Source organism: Streptomyces sp. NPDC001093 (genome assembly GCF_040298985.1).
Classification (GTDB): domain Bacteria; phylum Actinomycetota; class Actinomycetes; order Streptomycetales; family Streptomycetaceae; genus Streptomyces.
Window position 1 is genome coordinate 1 of record NZ_JBEPBF010000007.1, and the last position, 24,825, is coordinate 24,825.

At 71.7% G+C, this 24,825-nt stretch carries 17 protein-coding genes and 1 pseudogene; 16 read left to right on the forward strand and 2 right to left on the reverse strand.

The genetic code is table 11. From position 1 onward, the window contains the following. The 13 genes and pseudogenes from ABT288_RS05660 to ABT288_RS05720 all read left to right on the forward strand — a co-directional run. Nucleotides 1-4,176 (forward strand): annotated as a pseudogene (locus ABT288_RS05660) (eCIS core domain-containing protein); the annotation flags it as partial. A gap of 17 nt (nt 4,177-4,193) precedes the next feature. After that, the gene (locus ABT288_RS05665) at nt 4,194-4,781 is read left to right on the forward strand and encodes a HEAT repeat domain-containing protein (RefSeq protein ID WP_351603104.1); all 588 of its coding nucleotides are present in this window, start codon (nt 4,194-4,196) and stop codon (nt 4,779-4,781) included. 53 nt (nt 4,782-4,834) lie between these two features. Further along, nucleotides 4,835-5,494 carry a CIS tube protein gene (locus tag ABT288_RS05670; RefSeq protein ID WP_351603105.1) on the forward strand — a complete coding sequence of 220 codons (660 nt, stop codon included), beginning with the start codon at nt 4,835-4,837 and terminating at the stop codon, nt 5,492-5,494. A gap of 5 nt (nt 5,495-5,499) precedes the next feature. Further along, a complete protein-coding gene (locus ABT288_RS05675; protein ID WP_351603106.1) occupies nt 5,500-5,865 on the forward strand; it encodes a LysM peptidoglycan-binding domain-containing protein in 366 nt (121 codons plus the stop codon). After that, nucleotides 5,858-7,003, forward strand: a complete 1,146-nt coding sequence (locus tag ABT288_RS05680) for a hypothetical protein (protein ID WP_351603108.1) — start codon at nt 5,858-5,860, stop codon at nt 7,001-7,003. The genes ABT288_RS05675 and ABT288_RS05680 overlap by 8 nt, the downstream gene beginning before the upstream one ends. Nucleotides 7,004-7,013: 10 nt before the next feature. Further along, a complete protein-coding gene (locus tag ABT288_RS05685) occupies nt 7,014-7,526 on the forward strand; it encodes a phage baseplate assembly protein V (RefSeq protein WP_351603109.1) in 513 nt (170 codons plus the stop codon). Between the two features lie 27 nt (nt 7,527-7,553). Beyond that, entirely contained in the window at nt 7,554-7,886 is a 333-nt protein-coding gene (locus ABT288_RS05690) for a PAAR-like protein (protein WP_351603111.1), read from the forward strand. Then, nucleotides 7,883-8,347, forward strand: coding sequence for a GPW/gp25 family protein (locus ABT288_RS05695; protein WP_351603113.1), 465 nt, complete (start codon nt 7,883-7,885; stop codon nt 8,345-8,347). Before ABT288_RS05690 ends, ABT288_RS05695 begins: the two co-directional genes overlap by 4 nt. Then, the gene (locus ABT288_RS05700; RefSeq protein WP_351603115.1) at nt 8,344-11,547 is read left to right on the forward strand and encodes a putative baseplate assembly protein; all 3,204 of its coding nucleotides are present in this window, start codon (nt 8,344-8,346) and stop codon (nt 11,545-11,547) included. Before ABT288_RS05695 ends, ABT288_RS05700 begins: the two co-directional genes overlap by 4 nt. Next, nucleotides 11,544-15,437 (forward strand): putative baseplate assembly protein, encoded by a 3,894-nt coding sequence (locus ABT288_RS05705; protein ID WP_351603117.1) that lies wholly within the window; start codon nt 11,544-11,546, stop codon nt 15,435-15,437. Before ABT288_RS05700 ends, ABT288_RS05705 begins: the two co-directional genes overlap by 4 nt. Continuing rightward, nucleotides 15,434-17,629, forward strand: a complete 2,196-nt coding sequence (locus tag ABT288_RS05710; protein ID WP_351603119.1) for a hypothetical protein — start codon at nt 15,434-15,436, stop codon at nt 17,627-17,629. Before ABT288_RS05705 ends, ABT288_RS05710 begins: the two co-directional genes overlap by 4 nt. A 65-nt stretch (nt 17,630-17,694) precedes the next feature. Continuing rightward, nucleotides 17,695-19,170, forward strand: a complete 1,476-nt coding sequence (locus ABT288_RS05715; protein WP_351603318.1) for a DUF6519 domain-containing protein — start codon at nt 17,695-17,697, stop codon at nt 19,168-19,170. 11 nt (nt 19,171-19,181) lie between these two features. After that, nucleotides 19,182-20,027: a peptidoglycan recognition protein family protein gene (locus ABT288_RS05720; RefSeq protein WP_351603121.1), complete on the forward strand. Its 846-nt coding sequence runs from the start codon at nt 19,182-19,184 to the stop codon at nt 20,025-20,027. A gap of 15 nt (nt 20,028-20,042) precedes the next feature. Here ABT288_RS05720 and ABT288_RS05725 read toward each other — a convergent pair whose 3' ends face one another. Both ABT288_RS05725 and ABT288_RS05730 read right to left on the reverse strand, forming a co-directional pair. Further along, nucleotides 20,043-20,273 (reverse strand): hypothetical protein, encoded by a 231-nt coding sequence (locus ABT288_RS05725; RefSeq protein ID WP_351603122.1) that lies wholly within the window; start codon nt 20,271-20,273, stop codon nt 20,043-20,045. Next, a complete protein-coding gene (locus tag ABT288_RS05730) occupies nt 20,270-20,884 on the reverse strand; it encodes a nucleotide-binding protein (RefSeq protein ID WP_351603123.1) in 615 nt (204 codons plus the stop codon). The genes ABT288_RS05725 and ABT288_RS05730 overlap by 4 nt, the downstream gene beginning before the upstream one ends. Before the next feature lie 255 nt (nt 20,885-21,139). Here ABT288_RS05730 and ABT288_RS05735 point away from each other — a divergent pair, with 255 nt between their 5' ends. The 3 genes from ABT288_RS05735 (at nt 21,140) to ABT288_RS05745 (ending at nt 24,793) form a co-directional block, all read left to right on the forward strand. Next, on the forward strand, nt 21,140-22,885 hold the full coding sequence (locus ABT288_RS05735) for a TIGR03767 family metallophosphoesterase (protein ID WP_502972728.1): 1,746 nt from the start codon (nt 21,140-21,142) through the stop codon (nt 22,883-22,885). A 92-nt stretch (nt 22,886-22,977) separates the two neighbouring features. After that, a complete protein-coding gene (locus ABT288_RS05740; protein ID WP_351603124.1) occupies nt 22,978-23,919 on the forward strand; it encodes a heavy metal-binding domain-containing protein in 942 nt (313 codons plus the stop codon). A gap of 13 nt (nt 23,920-23,932) precedes the next feature. Next, the gene (locus ABT288_RS05745; protein WP_351603125.1) at nt 23,933-24,793 is read left to right on the forward strand and encodes a heavy metal-binding domain-containing protein; all 861 of its coding nucleotides are present in this window, start codon (nt 23,933-23,935) and stop codon (nt 24,791-24,793) included. Nucleotides 24,794-24,825 lie beyond the last annotated feature (32 nt).

The window sequence follows — 24,825 nt, forward strand, 5'->3', positions numbered from 1 at the left end:
GCCGCTCCTGCCCGCGCCGCCGCGAAGTCCCCCGCCCTCGGTCCCGCCGACCAGCAGGCCGACACCCCGGGCGCCCTCGGCGCCCAGCCCGCTCCCGGCGCCTCGCTCGAACCGGGGGGCGGCGCCTGCGCGGGCTCCCCGCAGCCCAGCACCGAGGCCGACAAGCCGGAAGGCAGCGGTGGCGGTTGCGGAGGCGGGGGCGGCGGTGCCCAGGAGCAGAAGAGCCCGGCCCCGCCCAACGTCTCCGACCAGGACCCGCAGGCCGCTCTGGGTACGGCCGCGAGCGTGCCGCCGGACCAGACGGTCACCGTCCTCAACGGCGCCGACGGCGCGGTCGACCACTCGATCGGCCGGCAGCAGGCCCAGCTCCAGGCCGCCCCGCCGACCGCGCAGCGCCCCTCCGGCGCGCCGCAGACCCTGCAGGGCAGGCCGACGGAAGAGGCCCCGGCCCCCCAGGTGTCGGGTCAGCTGGACCGGGTGGCCCCGCCGGGGCAGGGCCAGCAGCAGAAGGCCGACGGCGGGCAGGTACAGGGCCAGAACCCGGCCCAGGAGGTCCAGACCCCCAACGTCCCGGACACCGACGCGGGCCACGCCGACGCGCACGACGTCCAGAACATGCAGGACGCGGTCAACGACGTCCCGTCCACCGACCCCGGGCTGAACGTCACCGTCGGCCCGGCCCCCCAGGTGCAGCTGACCGGCGACGCCGACCCGAAGCTGACGGACCAGCAGGCCGGCAAGTACAACGACAAGACGTCCGCGATCCAGGACACCGGCCGCCAGGACGCGGCCAAGCCGCTGGGCGAGGACCAGATCTACCCGGACGTCCCCCAGGAGACCCTGAAGGGCAACGTCCCCGGGGGCGCCGGCGGCCAGGGCGGCGGTGGCCAGGGCAGGGCCGGTGCGCAGCTGAAGCCCGGCGAGGCGACCGTCGTCCAGCAGCAGCGCGGCCCGCAGATCAAGCAGGCGATCGGTCAGGGCCAGGGCCAGGTGGGCAGCGCCCAGGCCAAGAACCGGCAGCAGCAGGTCGAGGCGCGCAGGAAGAACCAGTCGGACATCGACAAGGAGACCGCGGACAACGCCAGGAGGCAGACCGACAAGCGCGGTGAGGTGGGCGTCCAGGCCAAGCAGGCGCGGGACCAGTGGCGCTCCGAGCAGGACAAGCAGATCGCCGACTCCGACAAGCAGGCGGATCAGTCGCACACGGAGAACAACCAGAAGATCCTCTCCAAGCGCGACGACAGCAACAAGCAGGTCAAGGACCGGCAGAGCAGCGACAACAAGAAGATCCAGGACAACCGTGAGCAGGCGCAGAAGAAGGCCCAGGACGAGAAGGAGAAGAAGAAGCACGAGTCCTCGGGCTGGTTCGGCTGGATCACGTCCAAGATCAAGGATGCCTTCAACGCCCTGCTGTCCGCGGTGACGAAGATCTTCGACTTCTTCCGCAAGCTGGTCAACGACATCATCGACGGCTTCAAGAAGTTCGCGGACTCGGTCATCGACACCTGCCGCAAGCTTGCCGTGGCACTGATCAAGGCCGTCGCCGACGCGCTGATCAAGATCTGCGACGTCCTGCTCGCCGCGTTCCCGGCGTTGCGTGACAAGTTCCGCAAGGCCATCGAGGCCCTGCGCGATGCCGCCATCGCGGCGGTCAACGCCCTGGCCGACGCCCTCAAGGCAGCGGTCAACGCGCTCCTCGACGCGCTGGGCGCCGCGCTCAACGCGCTGCTGAAACTGGCCGAGGCCACCCTCAAGGCCATCATCAACCAGGTGCGGGCGGCGGTCGAGGCCGCGATCAACTTCGTCAAGGCGGCCATCGCCGCGCTCGGCCAACTCGCGGCGCTGATCGCGGACATCGCCCCGGACCCGGGCGGCTGGCTGCACAAGATGGGCGCCGCCGCGATGGACGGCATCCAGCACCACCTCTGGGGCGCGATCAAGACGGCGGTGAAGGCCTGGTTCGACCAGAAGGTCGAATCCATCGTCGGGCTGACCTCCACGCTCCTCAACATCCTCATCAAGGGCTGCATCTCCCTCAAGAAGATCGGCCAGATGGCCTGGAAGGCGATCATCTCCGCCCTCCCGATGATGCTCGCGCAGATCATCATCGAGAAGGTCATCTCGATGATCGTGCCCGCCGCCGGGGCCATCCTGACGATCATCCAGGGCCTCATGGCCGCCTGGGGCACCGTCAGCAAGATCATCGCCGCCTTCGGCAAGTTCTTCGCCTTCCTGAAGGCGGTGAAGGCGGGCCCGGCCGCCTGCCTCTTCGCCGAGGCGGTCGCTGCCGGTGTCGTCGCCCTCCTCGAGTTCGTCTCTCAGTACCTCCTCTCCAAGCTCAAGGGCGCCGGAAAGGCGGTCGGTTCCAAGCTCAAGGCCCTCGCCCAGAAGATCATGAAGGCGCTCGCGAAGGCCGGCAAGGGCGCCAGGAAGGCCGTCGGCACCGCCGTCAACCGCGCCCGCACGGGCCTGCGCAACGCCCTCTCGTCCGTCCGCGAACGCTTCCCGTCCCGCCGCCGCCCCGCCGAGTCCACGCTCGGCGAGCATCCCCACGAGCGCCCGGGCGAGCCCCATGCGACGCCCCGTCACCCCGAGGAGGAGCGTCCTCAGACGCACCACCCCGACGAGCGGCCGACCGACACCAAGCGACCTGCCGAGCACGAGGACCCCAAGCCCACCAAGCCGCACGAGCCGGAGGAGCCCAAGCAGTCCAGGCCGCACGAGCGGGAGGAACCCAAGAAGGCGCACGAACCCGAAAAGCCGAAGGAACCTTCCCGGCCCCGCCGCCCGGTCTCCCGCGCAGGCCGCGTCCTCAATCGCGCCAAGAGCGCCGTCAAGGGTGCCCTGGCCAAGGCCCGCAACGCGGCCCGCGCCCTGGGCCGCAAACTCAAGAACAGCAAGCTGGGCCGCGCCATCCGCAACGGTGCGCACAAGGTCTACGACGCTTACAAGCGCAAGCGCGACCAGTTGCGCGACTGGTGGAACAAGCGCAAGGAAGACCGTCGGCGCAAGCGCGATGAACGTCACAAGAAGGAGAACTCGCCGCAGGCGAAGGCTGAGCGGCTGGCCCAAGTCGTGGCGCGCATCAGGCCGATTCTCGAGCGACTGCTCGGTCGTGGGCTCCCCGGGTTCGTGCTGCGTGGGGTTCTGCAGGGCATGCGCCTGTGGTATCGCCTGACGAATCTGTTCGCCAACGCGGGTCGGAACTTCTCGATCACGGCGGTACTCAACCCCGAGGCGCTCGCTGGCGGGGGATTCCGGCTGACCGGCGCAGATTTGCGGAAGCTGGTTCAGGAAATCGCCGGTGAACTTCTGAGCCGTGCCGACGTACGAGCCGGAGCCCAGCGGATGCGGGTGTCCAAGGCGGGCAGCGGAGCGCAACCGCTGGAGCTGACGGGGCCGAGCGACGTTCCTGCCGCCGTGCAGTACCTGCGCGAGCGTGGAAACGAATTGAACATCTCAACGCCGAAGGGTGACGAGCGAACGATATCGCCGTATCGGCCGCCGCTGTGGAAGGACGAGTTCTATCGGGTGGGCAGCGAACGGTCCATTGCCAAGGAATGGAATACGCCCGGCCAACTGAATGCGTTCACCCGAGGGGTGGATAGCTATCCGAAAATTGCGGAGGCCCTGCGCGCCACGCAGCTCAGCGACGCGCGGATCGCGAGCATCCTGCGGGCCTACCACAAGACCGGTCGATTCCCCGGATCCCTCACTGAGGGGCAACAGGCGCTGTTCCGCAATGCCCACTTCCTGATATACATCCGCGAGTCCACACGCAACCCGGCGAACCTGGGCTACGCGGCGATGACAATGGACCTCGTGCAACGCGGTCCGGGGCGCGGTGGTATGACGCTGCATCAGGCCTTCGCCGAGTACGAGGGCACGGAAGTGACCGGCCAACGCGGCAGATTTCCGATGTCCATGCTCAAGGCGATGCGAGCCACTCGGGGCAACGAAGCGGAAGACGCAGGCCAGAGTCCAGGGACGCAGGCGTACGGCGGAACTCCGGAGGAGCGAGCCGAATTGAGGCGCCGTGAGGAACAAATGGCGGAACAGTGGGTGCTCGCCGTCACCGAGAACGAGGGCATCGTGGGCGCTACCGAAGCTGGTGCAGAACAAGCCGGGCGCAAGCTGATATCCGACTTTCTGCTAAGGTCCTACGGGCTGCACTAGGGAGAGGTGGCGTGTTGATGACGGGATTCGACAGGCGATGCGTGCTCAAGCCGGAGGTCAGTCGGGACGACGTTGAACTCGCTGTTTGGGAAATGGATTTGAACCTCTTCGAGATGGGCGACGAAGAGGCGGACGTTTACGTGGACATCTGGCGGTCCGACGACGAGTCGACGGAGGTCCACTATGTGGAGGATCGTCCTATCGGTCTGGCCTACATGACCCTTCGCGGTGCAGCTGCCCAAGCCTATGAACAGCGAATCAGGGAGTCGCTTGCCTGCTGGTCGTTCGACGAGGTTGTCGATGCGCTCACCGGGGCGGTCGACCGGGACGCGCGGCTTGTCGCTGTTTATGCGACGGTGCTTACCGCCGCAGAGAATCCAGAGGAGCAGCGACAGCGTGAGGAAGCCGTGGCCGAGCAACTGCGACATGTGGCTGCCGACCCGGATCCGGGGATTCGTCAGTCCGTGGTGATCGCAACCGGTTACTGGCCGCGCCCAGCCTTGGTGGAGATCGTGCGAGAGATCCAGCGGAGTGATCCCGAGCCGAGGGTGCGGGAGAACGCCAGGATCCTGCTTGAGGGGATCCGTCTTCATGGAACGGAGTAGCTGATGGGGTGCGATCCGAGGCAGGGGAAGCAAGTCATGTGGAGAAGCGGACGATGACTGGTTACGCAGACATACCCAAACCCATCCGCTCCGGCCTCGTCATCATCGACCCCCAGCGCGGAACCCCCAAGGAGATCATCGTTCTCCAGTTCAACCCGGACAGCCTGGAGCGGAGCATCGCGCCGCAGGCGGCCGGGGCCGACAACCAGTCGGGGGACCGGACGGAGGCGTTGCGGCTCAAGGGGCCGGCCGTCGAGACATGGAAGCTGACCGCGGAGATCGACGCGACCGATCAGTTGGACGTGGCGGCGCCGAACGGGATTCATCCGCAGCTCGCCGTGCTGGAGATGCTGGTCAGCCCGTCGAGCGCCAGCCTGCGCCAGCTCGAGGCGCTTGCCGCCCGCGGCACGTTGGAGATCACCCCGGTCGAAGCCCCGCTGACGCTCTTCACGTGGGGCAACAAGCGGGTCGTACCCGTCAGGCTCACGGAGTTCTCGATCACCGAGGAGGCGTTCGACGTCGAGCTCAACCCGATCAGGGCGCAAGTGGCCATCACTCTGCGAGTCCTGACGGTCAGTGACCTGCCGGTGACCAACCGGGGGTACGAGCTCTACCTCGCGTACCTGGCGCAGAAGGAGCGGCTGGCGGGTCCCGCCGCGCCCCGGCGGCTCAGCACGCTGGGGCTGAGCGGAAGCGGACTGGGAGGGATCTGATCACCATGTCGTCGCTGGAGAACCCGCTGGACGCGATCGCGCTCACGCAGGCGACCACCGCCTATCCGCGGTCGAGCCGCTACTACGGGCTGGGCACCGCCCGGTTCACGGAAGCGGACGGTCATGACATCACGTATCTGCGTCGCCGCCTCCTTCCCGACCCGGAGGGCATGGCGGACCTGACCACCCACACCGTCAGCACCGGCGACCGCCCCGACCTCCTCGGCGCCCGCTACCTGGGCAACGCCGAGCAGTGGTGGCGGATCGCGGACGCCAACCCGGTGCTGGATCCCCGGGAGTTGACCAGCGAGCCGGGTCGTCGGATCCGTATCACGCTCCCCTCGGGCGTGCCCGGAGGGGCGAATGGCTGAGAACGGTCCGATCACGACCGGGCCGATCCACCTGACGCTGATGATGGGCCCGCAACTGGCCGTGCCCGTCGCGCAGGAGGTCGCGGACTCGCTCCTGTCCGTGCAGGTGACGATGGCTTCGGGGCAGCGCAGCGGCTTCCAGCTGGCGTTCGACCTGGCGAAGGACGGTCTGATCAGCAACAGTCTGCTGCCGGGCGGCTCCTTCGATCCCAAGACGCGCGTCATCCTCACGGTCACGGTCCAGGGCACCCCCACCGTGCTGATGGACGGTGTGATCATCCGTCAGGAGGTCGGGATATCCAACCAGCCCGGCCAGTCGACGCTCACCGTCACCGGGGAGGACCTCACCGTCCTGATGGACCTGGAGGAGCGCGCCGCCGTCCCGTACCCGGCGATGTCCCCGGCCGCCCGCGTGCACGCGATCATCGCCCAGTACGCCCAGTACGGGATCAGCCCGCTGGTCGTCCCTGAGCTGATCCCGCAGACGCCGATGCCGACGCAGCGTGTGGACTTCCAGAAGGGGACGGACCTCGCCTACGTCAACCAGCTGGCGCAGGCGAACGGTTACGCCTTCTACCTCGACCCCGGCCCGGTCCCCGGGCAGAGCCGAGCCTACTGGGGGCCGGAGGTCCGCCTCGGTGAACCGCAGCACGCGCTGAACGTCAACATGGACGGGCTGTCCAACGTCGACCAGCTGACCTTCGCCTTCGACGGGACGGCGCGGGAGCAGCCGGAGGCGCGTATTCAGTTGCCGGCCACCCGCGTCTCGTCCATCCTGCCGGTGCCCGAAGTGAGCATCCTGCGGCCTCAGTTGGCGCAGCGCCCGGCGCCCGCGCTGAAGAAGACGGTGATCGCGGACACCGCCAAGAAGGACAGCGGGCAGGGCATCGCCGAGGCACTCGCCAAGGCGGCGGAGTCCGCCGACGCCGTCACCGGCTCCGGTCAGCTGGATGTCGTCCGGTACGGATACCTGTTGCGCGCCCGTGAGCTGGTCGGCGTCCGCGGTGCCGGCATCACCTACGACGGCCGGTACTACGTCAAGTCCGTGACCCACAACCTGCAACGGGGCTCGTACACGCAGAACTTCACCCTTGCACGCGAGGGGCTGATCGCGCTCGAGCCGACGGTCGTCCCCTAGGAGACAGAGAATGGCTGCTGAACCCACCCGCTACCTCGGCAAGTACCGGGGCACCGTGGTGAGCAATGCCGACCCCATGGTCGTGGGCCGACTGCAGGTCCAGGTCCCGGACGTGCTCGGTGACGTGCCCTCGACCTGGGCCATGCCGTGCTTCCCGCTGGCCGGCCCCGGAATGGGGCAGTTCCATCTGCCGCCGGTGGGCTCGGGTGTGTGGGTGGAGTTCGAGCAGGGCGACCCCAGCTACCCGATCTGGACGGGGTGCTGGTACGGAGCGGCGCACGAGGTGCCCGAGGACGCGGTCACCGCCGCCAACAACCCGAACGTGGTGCTCCAGACGCCCGGCCGGCGCCAGATCGTCCTCTCCGACGAACCCGGCGGCAAGGGCATCACCCTCAAACACCCCTCCGGCGCGTCGATCGTCATCGACGACACGGGGGTGCACATCAGCAACGGCCAGGGCGCGGTGATCTCGCTCGTGGGGCCGACCGTGACCATCAACAACGACGCGCTCAGCGTCACCTGAACTCCGACGGGGGAAGGCCAAGTTCACGTGTCCGGAAATCTTGTCACCATCGGTGCCACGGTGATGTGCCCGCACGGCGGTCAGGCGAACGTCCTGCCCGCCCAGTCGCGGGTACTCGTCGACGGCAGCCCGGCCGCCACCGAGGCCGACGTCTACACGGTGACCGGCTGCACCTTCACCGCCGGCGGAAATCCCCACCCCTGCACGACGATCCGCTGGACGGGGAGCTCCGCGCGCATCCGCATCAACGGCTCGCCCGCCCTGCTCCAGGACTCGACGGCGTTGTGCGGCACGGCCGTCGGCGCGCCGCAGGGCCCGCCGAACGTCACCATCGTGCAGCAACGGGTGGTGGGACGATGAGCCCGCGCAACCGCCGAACCGCGGCAGCCGCCGCGGCCGGAGCCCACGCCGAGCGCGTCATCCAGCTGCCCGCTGCGCAGCCGTACCCGCCCCGTACGGACATCGCCTTCCCCTTCCACGTCGACAACCGCGGCCGCACCGCGGACACCGACTACGACGGGCACGTCCGTGACATGATCGAGCAGCTGCTCTTCACCAGCCCGGGGGAGCGGGTCATGCGCCCCGACTTCGGCTGCGGGCTGCTCGACCTGGTCTTCGCGCCCAACAGCCCCGAGCTGGCCTCGGCGCTCCAACTCTCCGTCCAGGCCGCCCTGCAGCGCTGGCTCGGCGACGTGATCGAGGTGGACGCGCTCGACGTGGTCAGCGAGGAGAACGTGGTGCGGGTGCACCTGGCCTATACGGTCCGGCGTACCGGAACGCGCCGTACCGATGTGTTCGAGGGGAGCGGGGGAGCCGCGTGAGCAGCCCAGACTGCCGAACCGACCAGCGCCGGGGCGCCGTCCGCGCCGCGCGCCTGCACGGCGTGGACGAGGTGGAGCCGGGCGACGACGGCCGTACGCTCGTCGTCACCTTCCTCGGCAAGGCACCGAGCCACCTGACACACCACCACATCCGCATCGAGGGCGGCCGCCGCATCCGGGACATCCACGCCCTGGCGGTCGAGATCGTCCGCGAGGACGACCCCGAGCTCGATGACCGGATGTTCGTGACCCTGGACAAGGTGGGGGACACCGCGCCCTACCGCCTCCGCGTCGTCGAGACCGACGCCTTCGGCCGGCCGGGGACGCGGCCGCGCCGGGGCTTCGACGTCCGGTACGCCGCCGCCGGGTTCACCTTCACCCAGGGCGGGCCCAGCCCGTACGACTGCGAGGAGGACGAGGAGGACTGTGCCCCGCGGTACGCCCGCCGCCCGGTCATCGACTACACCGCGCGCGACTACGACAGCCTGCGCCGCCTGATCCTGGACCGGATGAGCCTGACCGCCCCCGGCTGGGTCGAGCGCCACGCCCCGGACGTCGGCACGGCCCTCGTCGAACTGCTGGCCTACACCGGCGACCAGCTCTCCTATCACCAGGACGCGGTGGCCACCGAGGCGTACCTCGCCACTGCCCGCCGCCGCGTCTCGGTCCGCCGTCATGTCCGCCTGACCGACTACGCGATGCACGACGGCTGCAATGCCCGTACCTTCGTGGCGCTTCGCACCGACCGCCAACTGACGCTGTCCAAGGGTGAGTTCCGCTTCGCGGCCATCGACCTGTCCCGTCTCGGCCCGCAGGAGCGGCCCGACTTCGGCACCGTCATCGCCGACGAGGACCTGGACGCCCTCGCCGACCTTCCCGTCGGCCTGGAGGTCTTCGAGCCGCTGAACCCGGGTGCCGACCTCGGTCTCCGCCCCGAGCACAACGAGATCCGCTTCTGGACCTGGGGCGAGGAGGAGTGCGTGCTGCCCAAGGGCGCCACCTCGGCGACGCTCATGGACACCCCGAAGCGCGGGCTGAAGCTCAGGCCCGGCGATCTGCTCGTCCTGGAGGAGGTCCTCGGCCCGCGCACCGGTACGCCCGCCGGCGCCGACCCCACGCACCGCCAGGTCGTCCGCCTCACCTCGGTCACGCCCGGTGAGGACGAGCTCTACGAGCAGCCGATCCTCGACGTGACCTGGGATCCCGGGGACGCTCTGACCTTCCCGTTGTCTCTGTCCGCCCGCGGCGGACCGGACTGCGCGCTCATCACGGACGTCAGCGTCGCCCGCGGCAACGTCGTCCTGGTCGACCACGGCCGTTCGCTCACCTTCTGCAACGGCGCCCCCGAGCGCTTCGCCGTCCCGCCCGCGCCCGCCGAACTCAGGCCCTGCGGCCCCACTGCCTTCGGCTGCTCCGACGAGCGCACCCAGGGCAGCCCCGCGGGCGAGGCGGTCCACGCCCTGCTCGACCAGACCCGCCGGGGACGGCCGATGACACCGGACCAGGTGCGCGAACTGGAACCGCTCCTGGGGGCGGACGCCGTCGCCCGCGCCGGCATATCCGTCGTCCTCGCCCCCGGCACCACGGTCGAGGAACGCGTCCAGCCCTCCACCGCGGACGCCCAGGCCACGGCCCTGGAGACGCTGCTCGCCCAGTCCACCTACCCGGCGATCGCCCCCCGCTTCCGCCCGGTCCTGCGCCACGCCCCCGTCACCCAGGCCACCCCCTACCCCGACCCCGCTCGTATCGCCGCAGGCCAGGCCGCCCGTCTGGCAGCCATACCCACCGGCCTGCGCGAGCGGATCGAGGAGCTGTGGCGCCGCGCCGAGGAGGGCGAGCCGCCCACCGAGGGCGAGATCGACGAGCTGACCGTGGTGTTCGGCGCCCGTACGATCCAGCGCTTGCGCATCGACGAGCACCCCGGCCGGGCCCTGCGCGAGCTCTACGACCGCCGGACCCGCCTCCTCGCCGGCAAGCTCCGCCGCCTGGAGGTGCTCATCGCCCGCGCCCACGCGGGCACGGTGCTCAACCGCTACGTGGCCTGGGAGATCGCCCAGAGCTGGGGTGAGCGCTACGCCGCCGAGCTGGAGCCGGGCGACCCGGTCCTCGCCGGACCGGCCGCCGACGGCCTGCGCCAGGACCCGCGCTCCGCGCTGCCCGCCGTCCGCGCCCAGGCCGGTGACGGAGTGTGGACTCCCCGCCGCGACCTGCTCGCCGACGGCCCGCGCGGCCACCACATGGTCGGCGAGGTCGAGGACGACGGACGCCTGGCCCTCCGCTTCGGCGACGGCAGGCACGGCGCGCCGCCCCCGCCCGGTGCCACGCTGGAGGTCGCCTACCGCGTCGGCAACGGAGCGTCGGGCAACGTCGGCGCCGAGGCGATCAACCACCTCGTCGTCTGCCGCGGCAGCGACGACAGCGGCCGCGGCGCGCGCTCCCGCCGGGCCGCCTTCGAGGCGGTCACGGCCGTCCGCAACCCGCTCCCCGCCGTCGGCGGCACCCAGCCCGAGGCGGTCGACGAGGTCCGCCGACTCGCCCCGCTCGCCCCGCACCGCGAGCTCAGGCGCGCCGTCACCCCCGGCGACTACGCGGCCCTGGCCGCACGGGTTCCGGGCGTGCGCCGGTCCGCGGCCGAACTGCGCTGGACCGGCAGCGGCCAGGAGATGCACATCGCCGTCGAGGCGGTGCAGCGCCCGACGGCCATCGTGGCGGGAGGGCCCGCCGGAGCCGTCGACTTCCCCGAGCCCGGCGAGGCTCTGCTGCAGGCCGTCGAGCACAGCCTGCTGCCCTACCGCCGCATCGGGCACGAGCTGGTGGTGCGCCCCGCGCTGCAGGTCCCGGTCGACCTCGCACTGTCCGTCTGCGTGGACCGGGCCCACCAGCTCGGCCACGTGCTGGCCGAGGTACGCAGGGTGCTGGGCAACCGCCGTCTGCCCGACGGCAGGCTCGGCTTCTTCCACCCGGACGCCCTGACCTTCGGCGAGCCGGTCCGGGTCAGCCGCCTGGTCGCCGCCGTGGCGGCCGTACCCGGCGTCCTCAGCGCCAAGGTGACCCGTCTGCGGCGCCTCTTCCGCAGCGACCAGGGCGAGTTGGCGGCCGGGATCCTCCCGGTCGGCGCGCTGGAGGTCGCCGCTTGCGACAACGACTCCGCCCGGCCCGAGAACGGCCGGCTCACCATCGAGATCGGAGGCGGCCGATGACCGGCACCCCGTGCCACTGCGGTTGCACCGGCGGCGGAGCCGACCCGGCGACGCCGGTCGAGGTGTTCAACCCGCCCGGCCTGGACGCGGTCCGCTACCGGGTGGGGGAGTACGGGCGCTTCGTCTCCGCGATGCTGGACCGGCTCTCCGGCCCGGCCTACCCCGCCCTGCGGGGCCTCACCGTGCGCACCCCGGACGACCCGGCGATCGCGCTGGTCGACGCCGCCGCCGTGGTCGGCGACGTGCTCACCTTCTACTCGGAGCGGATCGCCAACGAGGGCTATCTGCGCACCGCCACCGAGGAGGGATCGCTCGCCCTGCTCGGCGGCCTGGTCGGCCACAAGCCCCGCCCGGGCGTCGCCGCCGAGACCTATCTGGCGTACACCGTGGACCGCGATCCGCGCAGCGGCCAGGAGACCGCGGTCGTCGTCCCGCGCGGCACGCGCTCGCAGAGCGTCCCGGGCCAGGGCGAGGAGCCGCAGTCCTTCGAGACCGCCGAGGACCTCACCGCCCGCTGGGCCTGGAACGAGCTCAAGGTGCTCCAGCGCCGCCCCTACCAGCTGTCGGTGGACCAACTCGCCAAGCGCAGCCGGCTGTTCGCCGCCGGTACGACCAACAACATCAAGCAGGGCGACCAGCTGCTCTTCATCTTCAGCGCCGACCGCGCCGCCGACCGCAGTCAGCGCGTACTGCTCACGGTCCCCGGCGTCAGCGTCGACCGGGAGAGCGGCACCACGGCCATCGGCCTGCCGCAGGCCTCGCTGCCCTCCCTCCAGGGGATCAAGAGCGAGCTCACCCGCTGGATCACCCCCGGCGGGGAGCACAATCCCAACCCCTGGCCCGAACACAGCCGTATCGTCAGCGACTTCGACGACCAGGTGCTGGCCCCGCTCCGCAGCGAGCTGGACACCCTCGACACCCCGCCGAAGCTCGCCGACCGGCTGACCCGGACCCTCGCCCGGCTGCGCGAGGCCAAGGCCTACGGACAGGACTACCGGGACGTGTCCGACTGGTTCGAGGCCCTGGACACCGAACTGACCCGGCTGCGCGCGCAGGCCCTCGGCCTGCAACCGCCGCAGCCCGCCGCCGGGACGGGCGCACACACCGCCGCGGCGGCGGCCATGCCAGGCGTGGCGTCAGGTCCTGGGGTTCCCGACAGCGAGCCGGGGGACTGCCCCGGCGATGTGATCGACCCGGCCCTCTCCGGGCTGGGCCCGCTGCTCTCCGCCCTGCGCACCCCGCCGGCCGCCCTCCCCTCGGACGCCCGCGCCCTGTCCCGCGATCCGGAGCGCAGCTACGCCCCCGGCTCCGACCTCGGCGCCGGGCTGCTCACCGCGCTCGACCCGCGGCTGGGTGACGGCCTCTACGCCGCCTGGGCCAACGTCGACCTCGGCGCACCCCTCGCCCTGCTCGACGCCCAGGCCATGCGGGTCACCGGGACGCCCTTCGGTGCCACCGCCCCGCTCAAGCCGGTCTACGACGCCACGGGCCGCGTCGTCCGCTACACCGACTGGCCGCTCACCGGCTCCAAGCTCACCAGCATGCGCGTCGACTACGACACGGACGGCGCCACGCCCCGCCGGGCGGAGTTCAGCTACGTCGAGGCCGGCGGATCGGTGAGCATCAACTTCACCCTCCCCGGCGACGACGGCACGCACGACTTCGGCCCCGGCCGGATCGAACTCACCACCAACGGCAACGAGTCGGCGCTGCGCCGGGCCCTCGAGTCCGGCCAGGAGCAGGGTGTCACCGCACGCCTGCAGGCCCACCTCCCGGAGCGCGACCTCTTCGTCTCCCGCCCCGGCGACGACGGCCGCATCCACGTCACCATCACCGCGACCGGCACCACCGACGAGGGCGACGGCAACGGCCCCAACCCGCCGCTGCCCGCGCCGCTCGACCTCCGCCTCGCCCCCGGCGACCAGCTGACGGGCACGCAGGGCGCGTACCAGATCACGGTGAAGCGAACCGCGGACGACGGGCCGGCCTCCGTCGAGATCACCCTCACCGCCCGGCTCGGCCTGACCGCACGCAACGTGCTCGCCCTCGACGCGGTCTACGAGGGCATCGCCCCCGGCAGCTGGGTCGCCGTCGACCGCCCCCGCAAGGGCGTCACCGGCGGCGTCCCCGGTGACCCCAGGCTCTCCAGGGTCATCACCCGGGTGAGCGGAGTCCGCGTGCTCTCCCGCGCCGACTTCGGCATCACCGGCAAGGTCACCGAGCTGACCCTCGAGGACCCGTGGCTGGACGACAAGGACACCCTGCTCTCGCACATCCGCGACACGAGCGTCTACGCCCGCGGCGAGAGCTTCCAGCTGGCCGACGAGCCCCTCACCGACGACGTCGGCGGCGACCTGATCGACCTCGCCCAGCTCTACCACGGCCTGGCCCCCGGCCGCTGGATCGTCGTCTCCGGCGAACGGACCGACATCCCCGGCACCCCGGGCGTGCACGGCAGCGAGCTGGCCATGATCTCCCAGGCGGTCCAGGCCGTGGACCCGGCCCTGCCCGGCGACACGGTCCGCACCACCCTCATGCTCACCGCCCCGCTCGCCTACCGCTACCGGCGCTCCACGGTGACGATCCACGGCAATGTGGTCCGCGCCACCCAGGGCGCCACCCGCGACGAGCCGATCGGCAGCGGCGACGCGAGCCAGGCCGGCCAGAGCTTCGTCCTCTGGCAGGCCCCGCTCACCTGGCTGGCGTCCGACACCCCGGAGGGCGCGGCGAGCACCCTCCGCATCCGCGTCGACGGAGTCCTCTGGCACGAGGTGGACACCCTGGCCGCGGCCGGCCCGCACGACCGTGTCTACACCACGAGCACCACCGAGGACGGCCGGATCCGGGTCACCTTCGGCGACGGCGTCCACGGGCGCCGCCTGCCCAGCGGCCACGAGAACGTCCGGGCCACCTACCGGACCGGCATCGGCAGGTCCGCCAACGTCGCCGCAGGCAAGATCACCCAGCTGGCCACGCGCCCGCTCGGGGTGACCGGGGTGACCAACCCGCTCCCGGCCACCGGCGGAGCCGACCCCGAGGGCGCGGCGCGCGCCACCGACACGCGCGCCCTCACCCCCGGCTTCACCCCGCGGCGCCGCCAGGTCCCGCTGGCCGTCTCGGCCCTGGACCGCCTGGTCTCCGTCCCCGACTACGAGGACTTCACCCGGGCCCGGGCCGGCATCGGCCGCGCCAGGGCGGCCCAACTCTTCGACGGGCGGCGTCAGTCGGTGCACGTCACGGTCGCCGGCGTGGACGACATCCCGGTCGCCCCCGACTCCGGCCTGCTGACCTCTCTGCGCGCCTCGCTCGCCGAGTACGGGGACCTCCGGCTGCCGGTGGAGGTCGCGGTACGCGAAAAGGTCCTGCTGCTCCTCGCCGCACAGGTGACGGTCGGCCGGGACCACGACTGGGAGCAGGTGGAACCCCGCCTGCGCGCCGCCCTCCTCGCCCGCTTCGGCTTCGACGCGCGCGAACTCGCCCAGCCCGCCCACCTGTCGGAGGTGCTGGCCACCGCCCACTCCGTGCCCGGCGTCGACCACGTCGAGGTCACCGCCTTCACCGGGGTCCCGGGCGACCTCTCCCCGCAGGGACTGGAGCGGCTCGGCGACCGACTCGCCGTACCCCAGGACGTGGTGGCGGCGCAGCCCGCCCGCCACCAGGTCGAACGCCACCGGGTGACCGGCCCGGCGGACGAGACCCTGACCGACATCGCGGCCCGGTACGGCATCTCCCTCGTCGAACTGCTCCGCCTCAACCCCGACCTCACCGGAACCCAGCCCCTGAAGCCGGGCAGCAGTGTGGTCGTCTTCCGCGGGATCCGCCCGGCACAGCTCGCCGTGATCTCCCCGGACCTGCCGGACACCCTGATCCTCAAGGAGGCCTCCGCATGAGCCGGGACCCCGACGGCCTGCTCGACCTGCTCCCGGACTGGTACCGCATCCGCGACGCCGAGTCCGGCGAGCCGCTGCGGGCGCTGCTCGCGGTCATCTCCGAGCAGATCGACCTGATCCGCACCACCGTCGAGCAGCAGTACGACGACTGGTTCGTGGAGACCGCCGCCGACTGGGTCCTGCCCTACCTGGGCGACCTCGTCGGCTACCAGGTGCTCCCCGGCTACCAGGACACGCTGAGCACCGACCCCGGCCTCGGCGCCCGCCTCGCCCCGCGCCGCGACGTGGCCGACACGGTCGCGAACCGCCGCCGCAAGGGCACCCTGGCCGTGCTGGAGGAGATCTGCGCGGCCACCGCCGACTGGCCGGCCCGCGCGGTGGAGTTCTCCCGGCTCCTGGCCACCACCCAGCCGGTGCGCCTCTTCCGGGCCGACGAGACGTCCGCCGACCGGCGCCGCCTGCGCCGTGGCCGCCTCGCCGACCTCCGCGACGGCGCCGCCCTCGACCTGCTCGGCAGCCCCTTCGACACCTCGGCCCGCACCGCCGACGTACGCCGCGCCGCCTCCACCCGACGTCAGGGCGGGGTCACCCCGGCCGGCGTGGGTCTCTTCGTCTGGCGCCTCAAGCCGTACGCGATCTCCCGCGGCCCGGCCTACTGCCTCGACCGGGCCCGCAACCACTACACCTTCTCCATCCTCGGCAACGACACCCCGCTCGTCACCCTCCCCGAGCCGGAGCCCTCGGCGACACACATCGCCACCATCGACAACGTTCCGGGCTCCATCACGCGCCGTCAACTCGCCGACCGGCTCAGCGACTTCTACGGCCCGGGCAAGAGCTTCGCCATCTGGCGGGACGACGACTTCACCCCCGTCCCGCTGTCCGACATCGTGGTGGCCGACCTCTCCGGCTGGCACTACCGGCCCAGGTACGGCCAGGTCGCCGTCGACCCCGAGCTCGGGCGGATCGCCTTCGGCGCCCGCTCGGCGCCCACGCGCGGCGTCTGGGTCAGCTATCACTACGCGTTCTCCGACGACATGGGGGGCGGCCAGTACCCGCGCGACCGCGTCACCCCGCCCGAGGCCGCCGTCTACCGGGTCGGCCCGGGCCGCCGCTTCGAGCGGATCACCGACGCCTACGAGCAGTGGCGCACCGACAAGTCCGCGGGCACGGCCGGGTCCGAGGCGATCATCCAGATCAGCCACAGCGGCGCCTACCAGGAGCAGCTGGACTTCGCCCTCGACCCCGAGGACCGCCTCGAACTGCGCGCCGCCGAGGGCAGCCGCCCGGTGATCCGCCTGCTCGACTGGTACGGCAACCGCCCCGACGCCCTCAACGTCCGTGGCACCGGCGGCACTTCGGGCAGACCGGGCGGCCGTATGGTCCTGGACGGCCTCCTCATCACCGGCCGCGGCGTCAACGTCACCGGTCCGCTGGGCGAGCTGGTCATCCGGCACTGCACCCTGGTCCCGGGCTGGTCGCTCACCGACCACTGCGCACCGCACTCACCCGAGGAACCCAGCCTGGTCCTCGACCGCACCACGGCCTGCGTCCAGATCGAGCGGTCGATCCTCGGCACCATCCTGGTCGTCGGCGACGAGGTCGACGACGACCCGCTGCCGATCCACATCGCGGACAGCATCCTGGACGCCACCGCCTCCGACCTCGAGGCGCTCTCCGCCCCCGACTGCCGCCACGCCCACGCCGTCCTGCACGCCTACCGCACCACCGTGATCGGCGAGGTGCACACGCACGCGGTCGAGACCGCGGAGGACTGCATCTTCACCGGCCGGATGAACGTCGCCCGCCGCTCGGCCGGCTGTCTCCGCTTCAGCTACGTGCCGCCCGGCTCGCGCACCCCGCGCCGCTACCGCTGCCAGCCGGACCTGGTCCGCGAGGCCGTCCAGGAACTCGTCGAGAGCGGCCGGACGGCCCGCGCGGACGCCCCCGCACTGGCCGCCGCCGAGACCGACCGGGTCCGCCCACGCTTCACCAGCCTCCGCTACGGCACCCCGGCCTACGGCCAGCTCGCCCACGGCTGCGCCCCGGAGATCGCCCGAGGCGCCGCCGACCGCTCCGAGCAGGGCGCCTTCCACGACCTCTTCCAGCCACAGCGCACGGACAACCTCCGCGCCCGCCTGGCGGAGTTCGCCCCGGCCGGCACCGACGCGGGCGTCTTCTTCCTGACCTGACGCCCCTCCATCTCCAGACGCAGACCTCCCACCGGCGCACCAGCACAAGAAAGTTGAGGGGGACCATGTACGGCGACTTCTCGCGCCTGACCCACCAGCCCGGAAAGCACTACTCCGCGGTGCTCGCCCAGCAGGGCCGCGTCCAACTGGACGCCGACGCCAATGAGCAGGCGGCGATCGAGCTCTTCCGCTCCCGCACCCTGGCCCGTGACCTGATCGGCCGCGACGGGGGACCCGGGGAACCCGGCAAGGACCCCGGCTTCGGCATCGCCTACGTCAAGAGCGCCCCCGAGAACGACCTCATCATCGGTGCCGGCCGCTACTACGTCGACGGCATCCAGCTCGACGCCACCCGCCCCCAGCCGGCCCCGGCCGTCCCCGCCGACGGCGGGCTGCCGCTGGAGGGTGGTTCGGCCGGCGCGGACAGCGACGGCGTCATCCCGTCCCCCACCCCCGCCACCTGGACCTACTGGAACCAGCCCGACGCCTACCGCGACCCCGAGCTGCTGAGCGACCAACTCCCCACCTCCTTCCCCTTCCTGGCCTACCTCAAGGTCTGGGACCGCAGCGTCACCGCCGTCGAGGACCCCGAGATCCGTGAGGTCGCGCTCGGCGCCGCCATGCCGGACACGGCCGCCCGCGTCAAGACCGTCTGGCAGGTACTCACCCTCCCCGCCCAGGACCTGGACGTCCGCGACGGGGGCGCGGCCACGGTCCGCGACGCCTTCGAGAAGTGGGTCGCCGCCCAGCGCTCCACCGCCCGCCTGGCCGCCCGTGCCGAGCGGCCGGAGGGAGCCGCGGACGAGCCCTGCCTGGTCCGGCCCGACGCCCGCTACCGCGGCCCGGAGAACCAGCTCTACCGCATCGAGATCCACCAGGGCGGGACGGCCGAGCGGGGCGCGACCTTCAAGTGGTCGAGGGAGAACGGCAGTGTCGCCTTCCCTATCGCCGAACTCGACGGCACCTGGGTCGCGTTGTCCACCCTCGGCGATGACGACAAGCTCACCCTGGACGTCGGGGACCGCGTCGAGGTCTGCGACTCCGCCTACATCAGCCGCGGCGAGCCGGCGCCCCTGCTGAGCGTCGAGGAGATCGACCTCCCCGGCCGCCGGGTCCGCCTCTCCGCCGAGCCCCTTCCCGGCGTCGGCGCGCTGCCCGAGCGCCACCCCTTCCTCCGCCGCTGGGACCACGCCTCCACCGGCACCCCCGGCCACCGCCCGCGCACCGACGGCGGCGCCCTGCCCGTCGAGGAGGGCACCTGGACGGAACTGGAGGACGGCCTCCAGGTCTACTTCAACCCCGGCGGCTCCTACCGCTCCGGCGACTTCTGGCTGGTCCCGACCCGCACCGTCACCGGCGCCGTCGAGTGGCCGGAGAACTCCGCCGGCGACCCCCTCCTCGAGCTCCCGCTGGGCATCGACGTCCACTACGCGCCGCTGGCCTGGATCACCGGCGAGAACTCCCTCACCGAGCTCCGCCGCGTCTTCCGCCCCCTGGCCGCGCCGCTCTCGGACGCGAACGCGGACCCCCAGGAGAACTGAGGAGAACTGACGTGCCCCTCTGCCCCTTCGCCTCGGTCCGGCTCCTCGCCCGGGCCGAGGCGCCTTCACCCCTCCAGCCGACCCAGATCATCGTCCATACGGCGAACGCCAGCCTTCCCGCCGCGGACGTGCGCTTCCGCCGGCCCGGCGCCCGCGGCTGGAGCCATTTCGGCGTGTCCGCCACCGGAAAGATCACCCAGTGGCTGGACACGAGCACCCCCGCCGACTCCGCGTACCGCGCGAACCTCCGTTCCGACGGCACCGGCGCGGTCACCATCACGACGGAGGGGCACGTCGCCGACCCCTGGACGGAGGCCCAGCTGGACGCCCTGGTCCGCCTCCACTGGTGGCTGATGCGCACTCACCCGGACATCGCCCACCGAGCCTGCCGCACCCCCGCCGACCCGGGCCTGGCCCACCACACCCTCCTCGGCTCGCCGGGCCCCTGGACTCCCATCCCCAAGTCCTGCCCAGGCCCTCGCCGCATCGGGCAGTGGGAGGACTCCCTCCTCCCGCGCGTCCTGGCCCCCTACGGCATCTCCGTCTCCGACATGCGCCCGCGCCACGAGCGCGCCGAGGAGATCGTCCGGGAGGTCCTGTCGATGTCGATCGCGTCTCCCTCCGCCCCGGCTGCCGACGAGGCGTTCCCGGCTCCGGCCCCGCACCCGTCCCCGGAGACCACTCCGGAGCAGCCGCCCACCGCGGCCGGCTCAGCGCCCCGACCACGCGCGCAGGACTTCGCGGCGTCGGTCCGGCCCCGCCAGCACCACCCCGTCCGCGAGGCCCTCCGGGACTTCTTCCTCCCGGACTCCGCGCCCCACGGCCCCGACCGGTCCCCGCCTCAGGAGGAGGCCTGACGCGGCGAACCCGGGCTACCGGTCCTGCCTCAGCGGTCGCAGGACTGCCTCGCCGGCGCGCACGAGCGCGGACAGCGGTTGTCCGGCCCAGCCGGTGAGGTCACGGGCGAAGGCGAGGTCGAGCTCGATGGTCACCTTGACGTAGCGGGTGTCCAGCCGGGTGACTCTGGTGGGAGCGGAAGCGGGGGCGGTGGTGTCCGGTCGGCGCTGCAGCGCGGCTCGATAGGCGTCCTTGCGCTGGTTCACACCGTGTCCTGACGGTTGATGAGCTCCTCGGCGAGATCCATGTACGCGGTGCCCTTCACCTCGACGGGGCTGCCGAAGGACTGGGAGTACAGGTCGAGCCGTGGGATATGCGTGGACAGCACGTCGAAGCCCCGCTCGGTGAGGGCTTCGCGGGCGTCGGCATCGGGACCGGTACGCGTGGCGTCGGGACGATTCGTGCGGTTCAGCAGGACTGCGGCGCGGGCCGGGCGGGAGCGCAGGGACTGCATGTCGTCCATTTCGCGGTCGATGGGCGCCATGCGGTCCAGTTCGATCGGGGCCGGGGTCACGGGCACGATCCACTCGCTCGCGTACCGCATGACGCCCCGGGCGATGGGGGCGTGGTCCTCCAGCTGCGGGGCGTCGAACACCACGGCCCGTCGGCTGTCGAGAAAGTCGTTCACCCGCCGGTGTACGTCGCCCACCGGAAGAGCGAGCACGGGGAACGGAAAGCCGCCCGCCAGTTCGCTCCAACGCAGCGCGGAAGAGGCGGGGTCGCTGTCCACGAGCAGCGGTGACAGGCCCGACGCGTGCAGCGCGTGGGCCAACCAGACGGCGCTGGTCGTCTTCCCCACACCCGGTTTGAGGTTCACGAATGCATAGCTCAACGGCACAGGAGCCGACGCTAACGGCCGAACGCCGACGACCGCCGTTGACGCGGACCCACCGTGCAGGGTTCACCCTCCGGCACCGGTGAATCATCCCGGCGGGCTAACCTCGTCTCTTCTGTTTCCCCTCCGTTTCCCACCACACTCTGGACACACGCCTACTCGTCGGTAAGGCTGTCGCGGCGGACGCGTCCGGCGGTCGGACGCGAGGCTCAAGTGCCGTCAGCGACAGGGGGATTCATGAGCGGGATCAGTCGGCGTCGGTTCGTGACAGGGATGTCTTCGGCGGCCGCGACGGCCGCGCTGTGGCCGGTGCTGACACCGGGCCGGGCGCTGGCGCAGGACCAGGCCCTGGCGGCCACGGCGGCGCGAGCCGTACGCATCGACGGCACCACCCTCGAACAGGCCGCCACGCCCGTCGGCGACGGGGCGTACAAGCGGCTCGTGGCCGGCCCCGGCTGGCCCCTGGTGGTGCGCGCCGAACTGGCCGGTGCCGCATCCGGGCGCGACGACCGCCGTACCGGGCTCGCCTCCTTCGTGCAGTTCACCGACCTGCACCTGACGGACACCGAGTCACCGGTCCGGTTCGAGTACCTGGCGCGGTTCATCGACAGCGCGCATCGCCCGCAGGAGACGCTGACCGTGCGGGGCGCCGCATCGCTCGTCGAGCGGGTCAACGCGGTGCGCCAGGGCCCCTACACCGGGCTGCCGTTCAGCCTGGTCATGGCCACCGGCGACAACACCGACAACCACGAGCGGATCGAACTCGACTGGTACCTGACCGTCATGAGCGGCGGCCGCATCACCCCGAACAGCGGCGACCTCGCGCGCTACGAGGGCGTGCAGAACTCCGGCAGCGCGCAGTACTGGAACCCCGAGTCGTCCCTCCAGGACGCCTACAAGGCCAAGGGGCTGCCGCAGATCCCCGGTCTCCTGTCCGGCGCGATACGCCCCTTCGACGCGCCCGGCCTGACCGTCCCCTGGTACACCACGGTCGGCAACCACGACGACAGCATCGAGGGCAGCCTGCCCGACCTCGGCCTGCTGAACGATCTGTACACCGGCTCGCGCAAGGTCGAGGGCTGCGACGACGCGACCGCCGCCCAGCTCGCGGACGCCCTGCTGCACGACCCCGGCAAGGCCGTGATCCTGCTGAGCCGGCTGCTGACCAACGGCGGCTCCCTGCGCATGGTCACCCCCGACGAGCGCCGCCACCCGTTCACGCCCACCGAGTTCGCCAAGGCCCATCTGAACCCCGCGTACACCGGCGCCGGGCCCGTCGGCCACGGCTTCACCCAGGACTCGGCCGGCAGCGGACACCTCTACTACACCTTCGACCTCGCCGACGGCGTCCTCGGTATCAGCCTCGACACCACCAACCGGGCCGGATTCGCCGACGGTTCACTCGGCACCGGGCAGCTGAACTGGCTGGAGTCGGTCCTCAAGGCGCACAGCGGCCACTGGTACGACAGCGACGGCAGCGTGGTGCGCGGCGGGTCCGGCGGCCGCCTCGTCGTCGTCTTCAGCCACCACACCAGCGGCACGATGGGCAACCTGCTGCCCGACCCGTACAACCTCTTCGAGGGCCGCCACAGCGGCGACGAACTGGTCGCGCTGCTCCAGCGCTTCCCGAACGTCGTGGCCTGGGTGAACGGCCACACCCACACCAACCAGATCATCCCGCACGGCCACACCGTCCCCGAGCGCGCCTTCTGGGAGATCAACACCGCCTCCCACGTCGACTACCCGCACCACGCCCGGATCATCGAGATCGCGGACAACCAGGACGGCACGTTGTCGCTGTTCACCACGCTCATCGAGTCCGCGGCACCCTACGCGACCGACTTCACCGACACCTCCGACCGCGGTCTGGCCGCCCTCTACCGCGAGCTCGCCTACAACGACCCCTACGCCACCCCCGCCACCCGCATCGGGACAGCCGGCGACCACAACACGGAACTGCTGCTGACCAAGCCCGCGACGTAGCCGCCACCCGGCCGGTCCGGTGCCCCGGGGGCCGGGCATAGACTCGAACCGCTATGCCCTTGGACAGGGCACGGAGCGGGGAGTTGGTGTCCATGAGCGGGGAATGGACGGGGGCCGGGCTGCCCCCGGCGGCAGCCGCACGCATCGCGGAGGTGCGGAGCAGCGGAACATGGTCCTCGGCTCTGTCCACCGGTGAGTTCGCCGCACTGCGCGCCGTGGGGTTCGAGCCGGTGGGCCAGGTCATGGGCTCGGCCGTCTACCACGTGGGCCGCAGCGGCCGGTACTGGGGCTATCACGACTGCCTTTACGCGGGCGTGTGGTACGCCCCCGGCCGCACCTGCGCGCGCGTCGCCCTCTCCGGGCGCGGCGCCCCGTCCGCCGGTCTCGTGGAGGTGCTCGACCGCGCCCGTCGCTCGGCCCTGGACCGGATGACCGCGGAGTGTTCGGCCCTCGGCGGTGACGGCGTCGTCGCGGCGCAGCTGACGGTCGCGCCCTTCGCGGCGCAGCCCCACTGCCTGGAGTTCAAGGTGGTCGGGACCGCCGTGCGCGCGGCCGGAACGGTTCGGGCGCCGCAGCCGTTCACCTGCCACCTCGACGGCCAGGGGTTCGCGAAGCTGGTGACGGCCGGGTGGGTCCCCGTCGAGCTGCTGTACGGGATGTCCGTCGGCGTGTGCCACGACGACTACACCACCCGCGCACAGACGCGCTCGTGGAGCAACACCGAGGTCAGCGGCTGGAGCGAGCTGGTTCAGGCGGTGCGCTCCGATGCCCGTGCGCACCTGCAGGGCCAGACGGGGCGGCGGGGCGGCGACGGCGTGATCCTCTCCGCGGGCCGTCTGCGCATCTGGGGCGAACCCTGCATGCGCAGCGGCAACAACGACCAGGAGGACCATGTGGCCGAGGCGACGCTGCTGGGCACCACCGTCGCCCGCTTCACGGCACGCCAGGAGCCGCCCCGCACACTCACCGTGATGCCGCTCGACCCGGAACGACGCCGGCGGACCATGCGCCGCACCGCCACCGAAATGCGATGAGGGGAACCCGTTCATGACCGTCTTCAACCCCGCCGATGGCACCCCCGGCGCCGCATCCGCCCAGGGCGTGCCCGCCGACGCGATGCGGCGGCTGGCCGAGCTGCAGCCGGGCAAGCCGGGTTCGATCTTCACCAGCGACCTGTCGGTCAATGAGTTCCTGCTGGTGCGCGAGGCGGGGTTCCGGCCCATCGGCCTCGTCCTGGGCAGCTCGATCTACCACGTGGGCATCCAGCTGGGCCGCTGGGGCAAAAACCAGGAGCTGACGACGCTCAGCCAGGCGATGTACCACGCCCGTGAGCTGGCGATGACCCGCATGGAGGCGGAGGCGGCCCAGCTGGGCGCGGACGGCATCGTCGGCGTGCGGCTGAGCGTCGAGGCCCGTGAATTCGGCACCGACATCGCCGAGTTCATCGCGATCGGTACCGCCGTCAAGGCCGACCACCCGGCGCCGGGCGGCAACGGCGGCAGCTGGCGCAACCTCAAGGGGCAGCCGTTCACCTCGGACCTCAACGGCCAGGACTTCTGGACGCTCATCCGCGCCGGCTACGCCCCGCTGGGCATGGTGATGGGCACCTGCGTCTACCACATCGCGCACCAGCGGATGGGGCAGATGTTCTCCAACATCGGCAAGAACGTGGAGATCGAGCAGTTCACGCAGGCGCTGTACGACGCGCGGGAGCTGGCGATGACGCGGATGCAGCACGAGGCGGAGGAGCTGCGGGCGGAGGGCGTCGTCGGCGTACAGCTCAACGCGCACAACCACCGGTGGGGCGGTCACACCACCGAGTTCTTCGCGATCGGCACGGCCGTGCGGCCACTGCGCGAGGACCACGTCATCGAACGCCCGACGATGGTGCTCAGCCTGGACGGCTGAGCGCCCGGCCCAGCAGACCCGGCACGACCGCA

Excerpts from the sequence above, each read along its gene's own strand:
- ABT288_RS05715 (WP_351603318.1), top strand. The coding sequence starts at position 17,695 with ATGTACGGCGACTTCTCGCGCCTGACCCACCAGCCCGGAAAGCACTAC.
- ABT288_RS05740 (WP_351603124.1), top strand. The coding sequence starts at position 22,978 with ATGAGCGGGGAATGGACGGGGGCCGGGCTGCCCCCGGCGGCAGCCGCA.
- ABT288_RS05685 (WP_351603109.1), top strand. The coding sequence starts at position 7,014 with ATGGCTGCTGAACCCACCCGCTACCTCGGCAAGTACCGGGGCACCGTG.
- ABT288_RS05710 (WP_351603119.1), top strand. The coding sequence starts at position 15,434 with ATGAGCCGGGACCCCGACGGCCTGCTCGACCTGCTCCCGGACTGGTAC.
- ABT288_RS05665 (WP_351603104.1), top strand. The coding sequence starts at position 4,194 with ATGACGGGATTCGACAGGCGATGCGTGCTCAAGCCGGAGGTCAGTCGG.
- ABT288_RS05675 (WP_351603106.1), top strand. The coding sequence starts at position 5,500 with ATGTCGTCGCTGGAGAACCCGCTGGACGCGATCGCGCTCACGCAGGCG.
- ABT288_RS05670 (WP_351603105.1), top strand. The coding sequence starts at position 4,835 with ATGACTGGTTACGCAGACATACCCAAACCCATCCGCTCCGGCCTCGTC.
- ABT288_RS05680 (WP_351603108.1), top strand. The coding sequence starts at position 5,858 with ATGGCTGAGAACGGTCCGATCACGACCGGGCCGATCCACCTGACGCTG.
- ABT288_RS05735 (WP_502972728.1), top strand. The coding sequence starts at position 21,140 with ATGAGCGGGATCAGTCGGCGTCGGTTCGTGACAGGGATGTCTTCGGCG.
- ABT288_RS05695 (WP_351603113.1), top strand. The coding sequence starts at position 7,883 with ATGAGCCCGCGCAACCGCCGAACCGCGGCAGCCGCCGCGGCCGGAGCC.
- ABT288_RS05745 (WP_351603125.1), top strand. The coding sequence starts at position 23,933 with ATGACCGTCTTCAACCCCGCCGATGGCACCCCCGGCGCCGCATCCGCC.
- ABT288_RS05705 (WP_351603117.1), top strand. The coding sequence starts at position 11,544 with ATGACCGGCACCCCGTGCCACTGCGGTTGCACCGGCGGCGGAGCCGAC.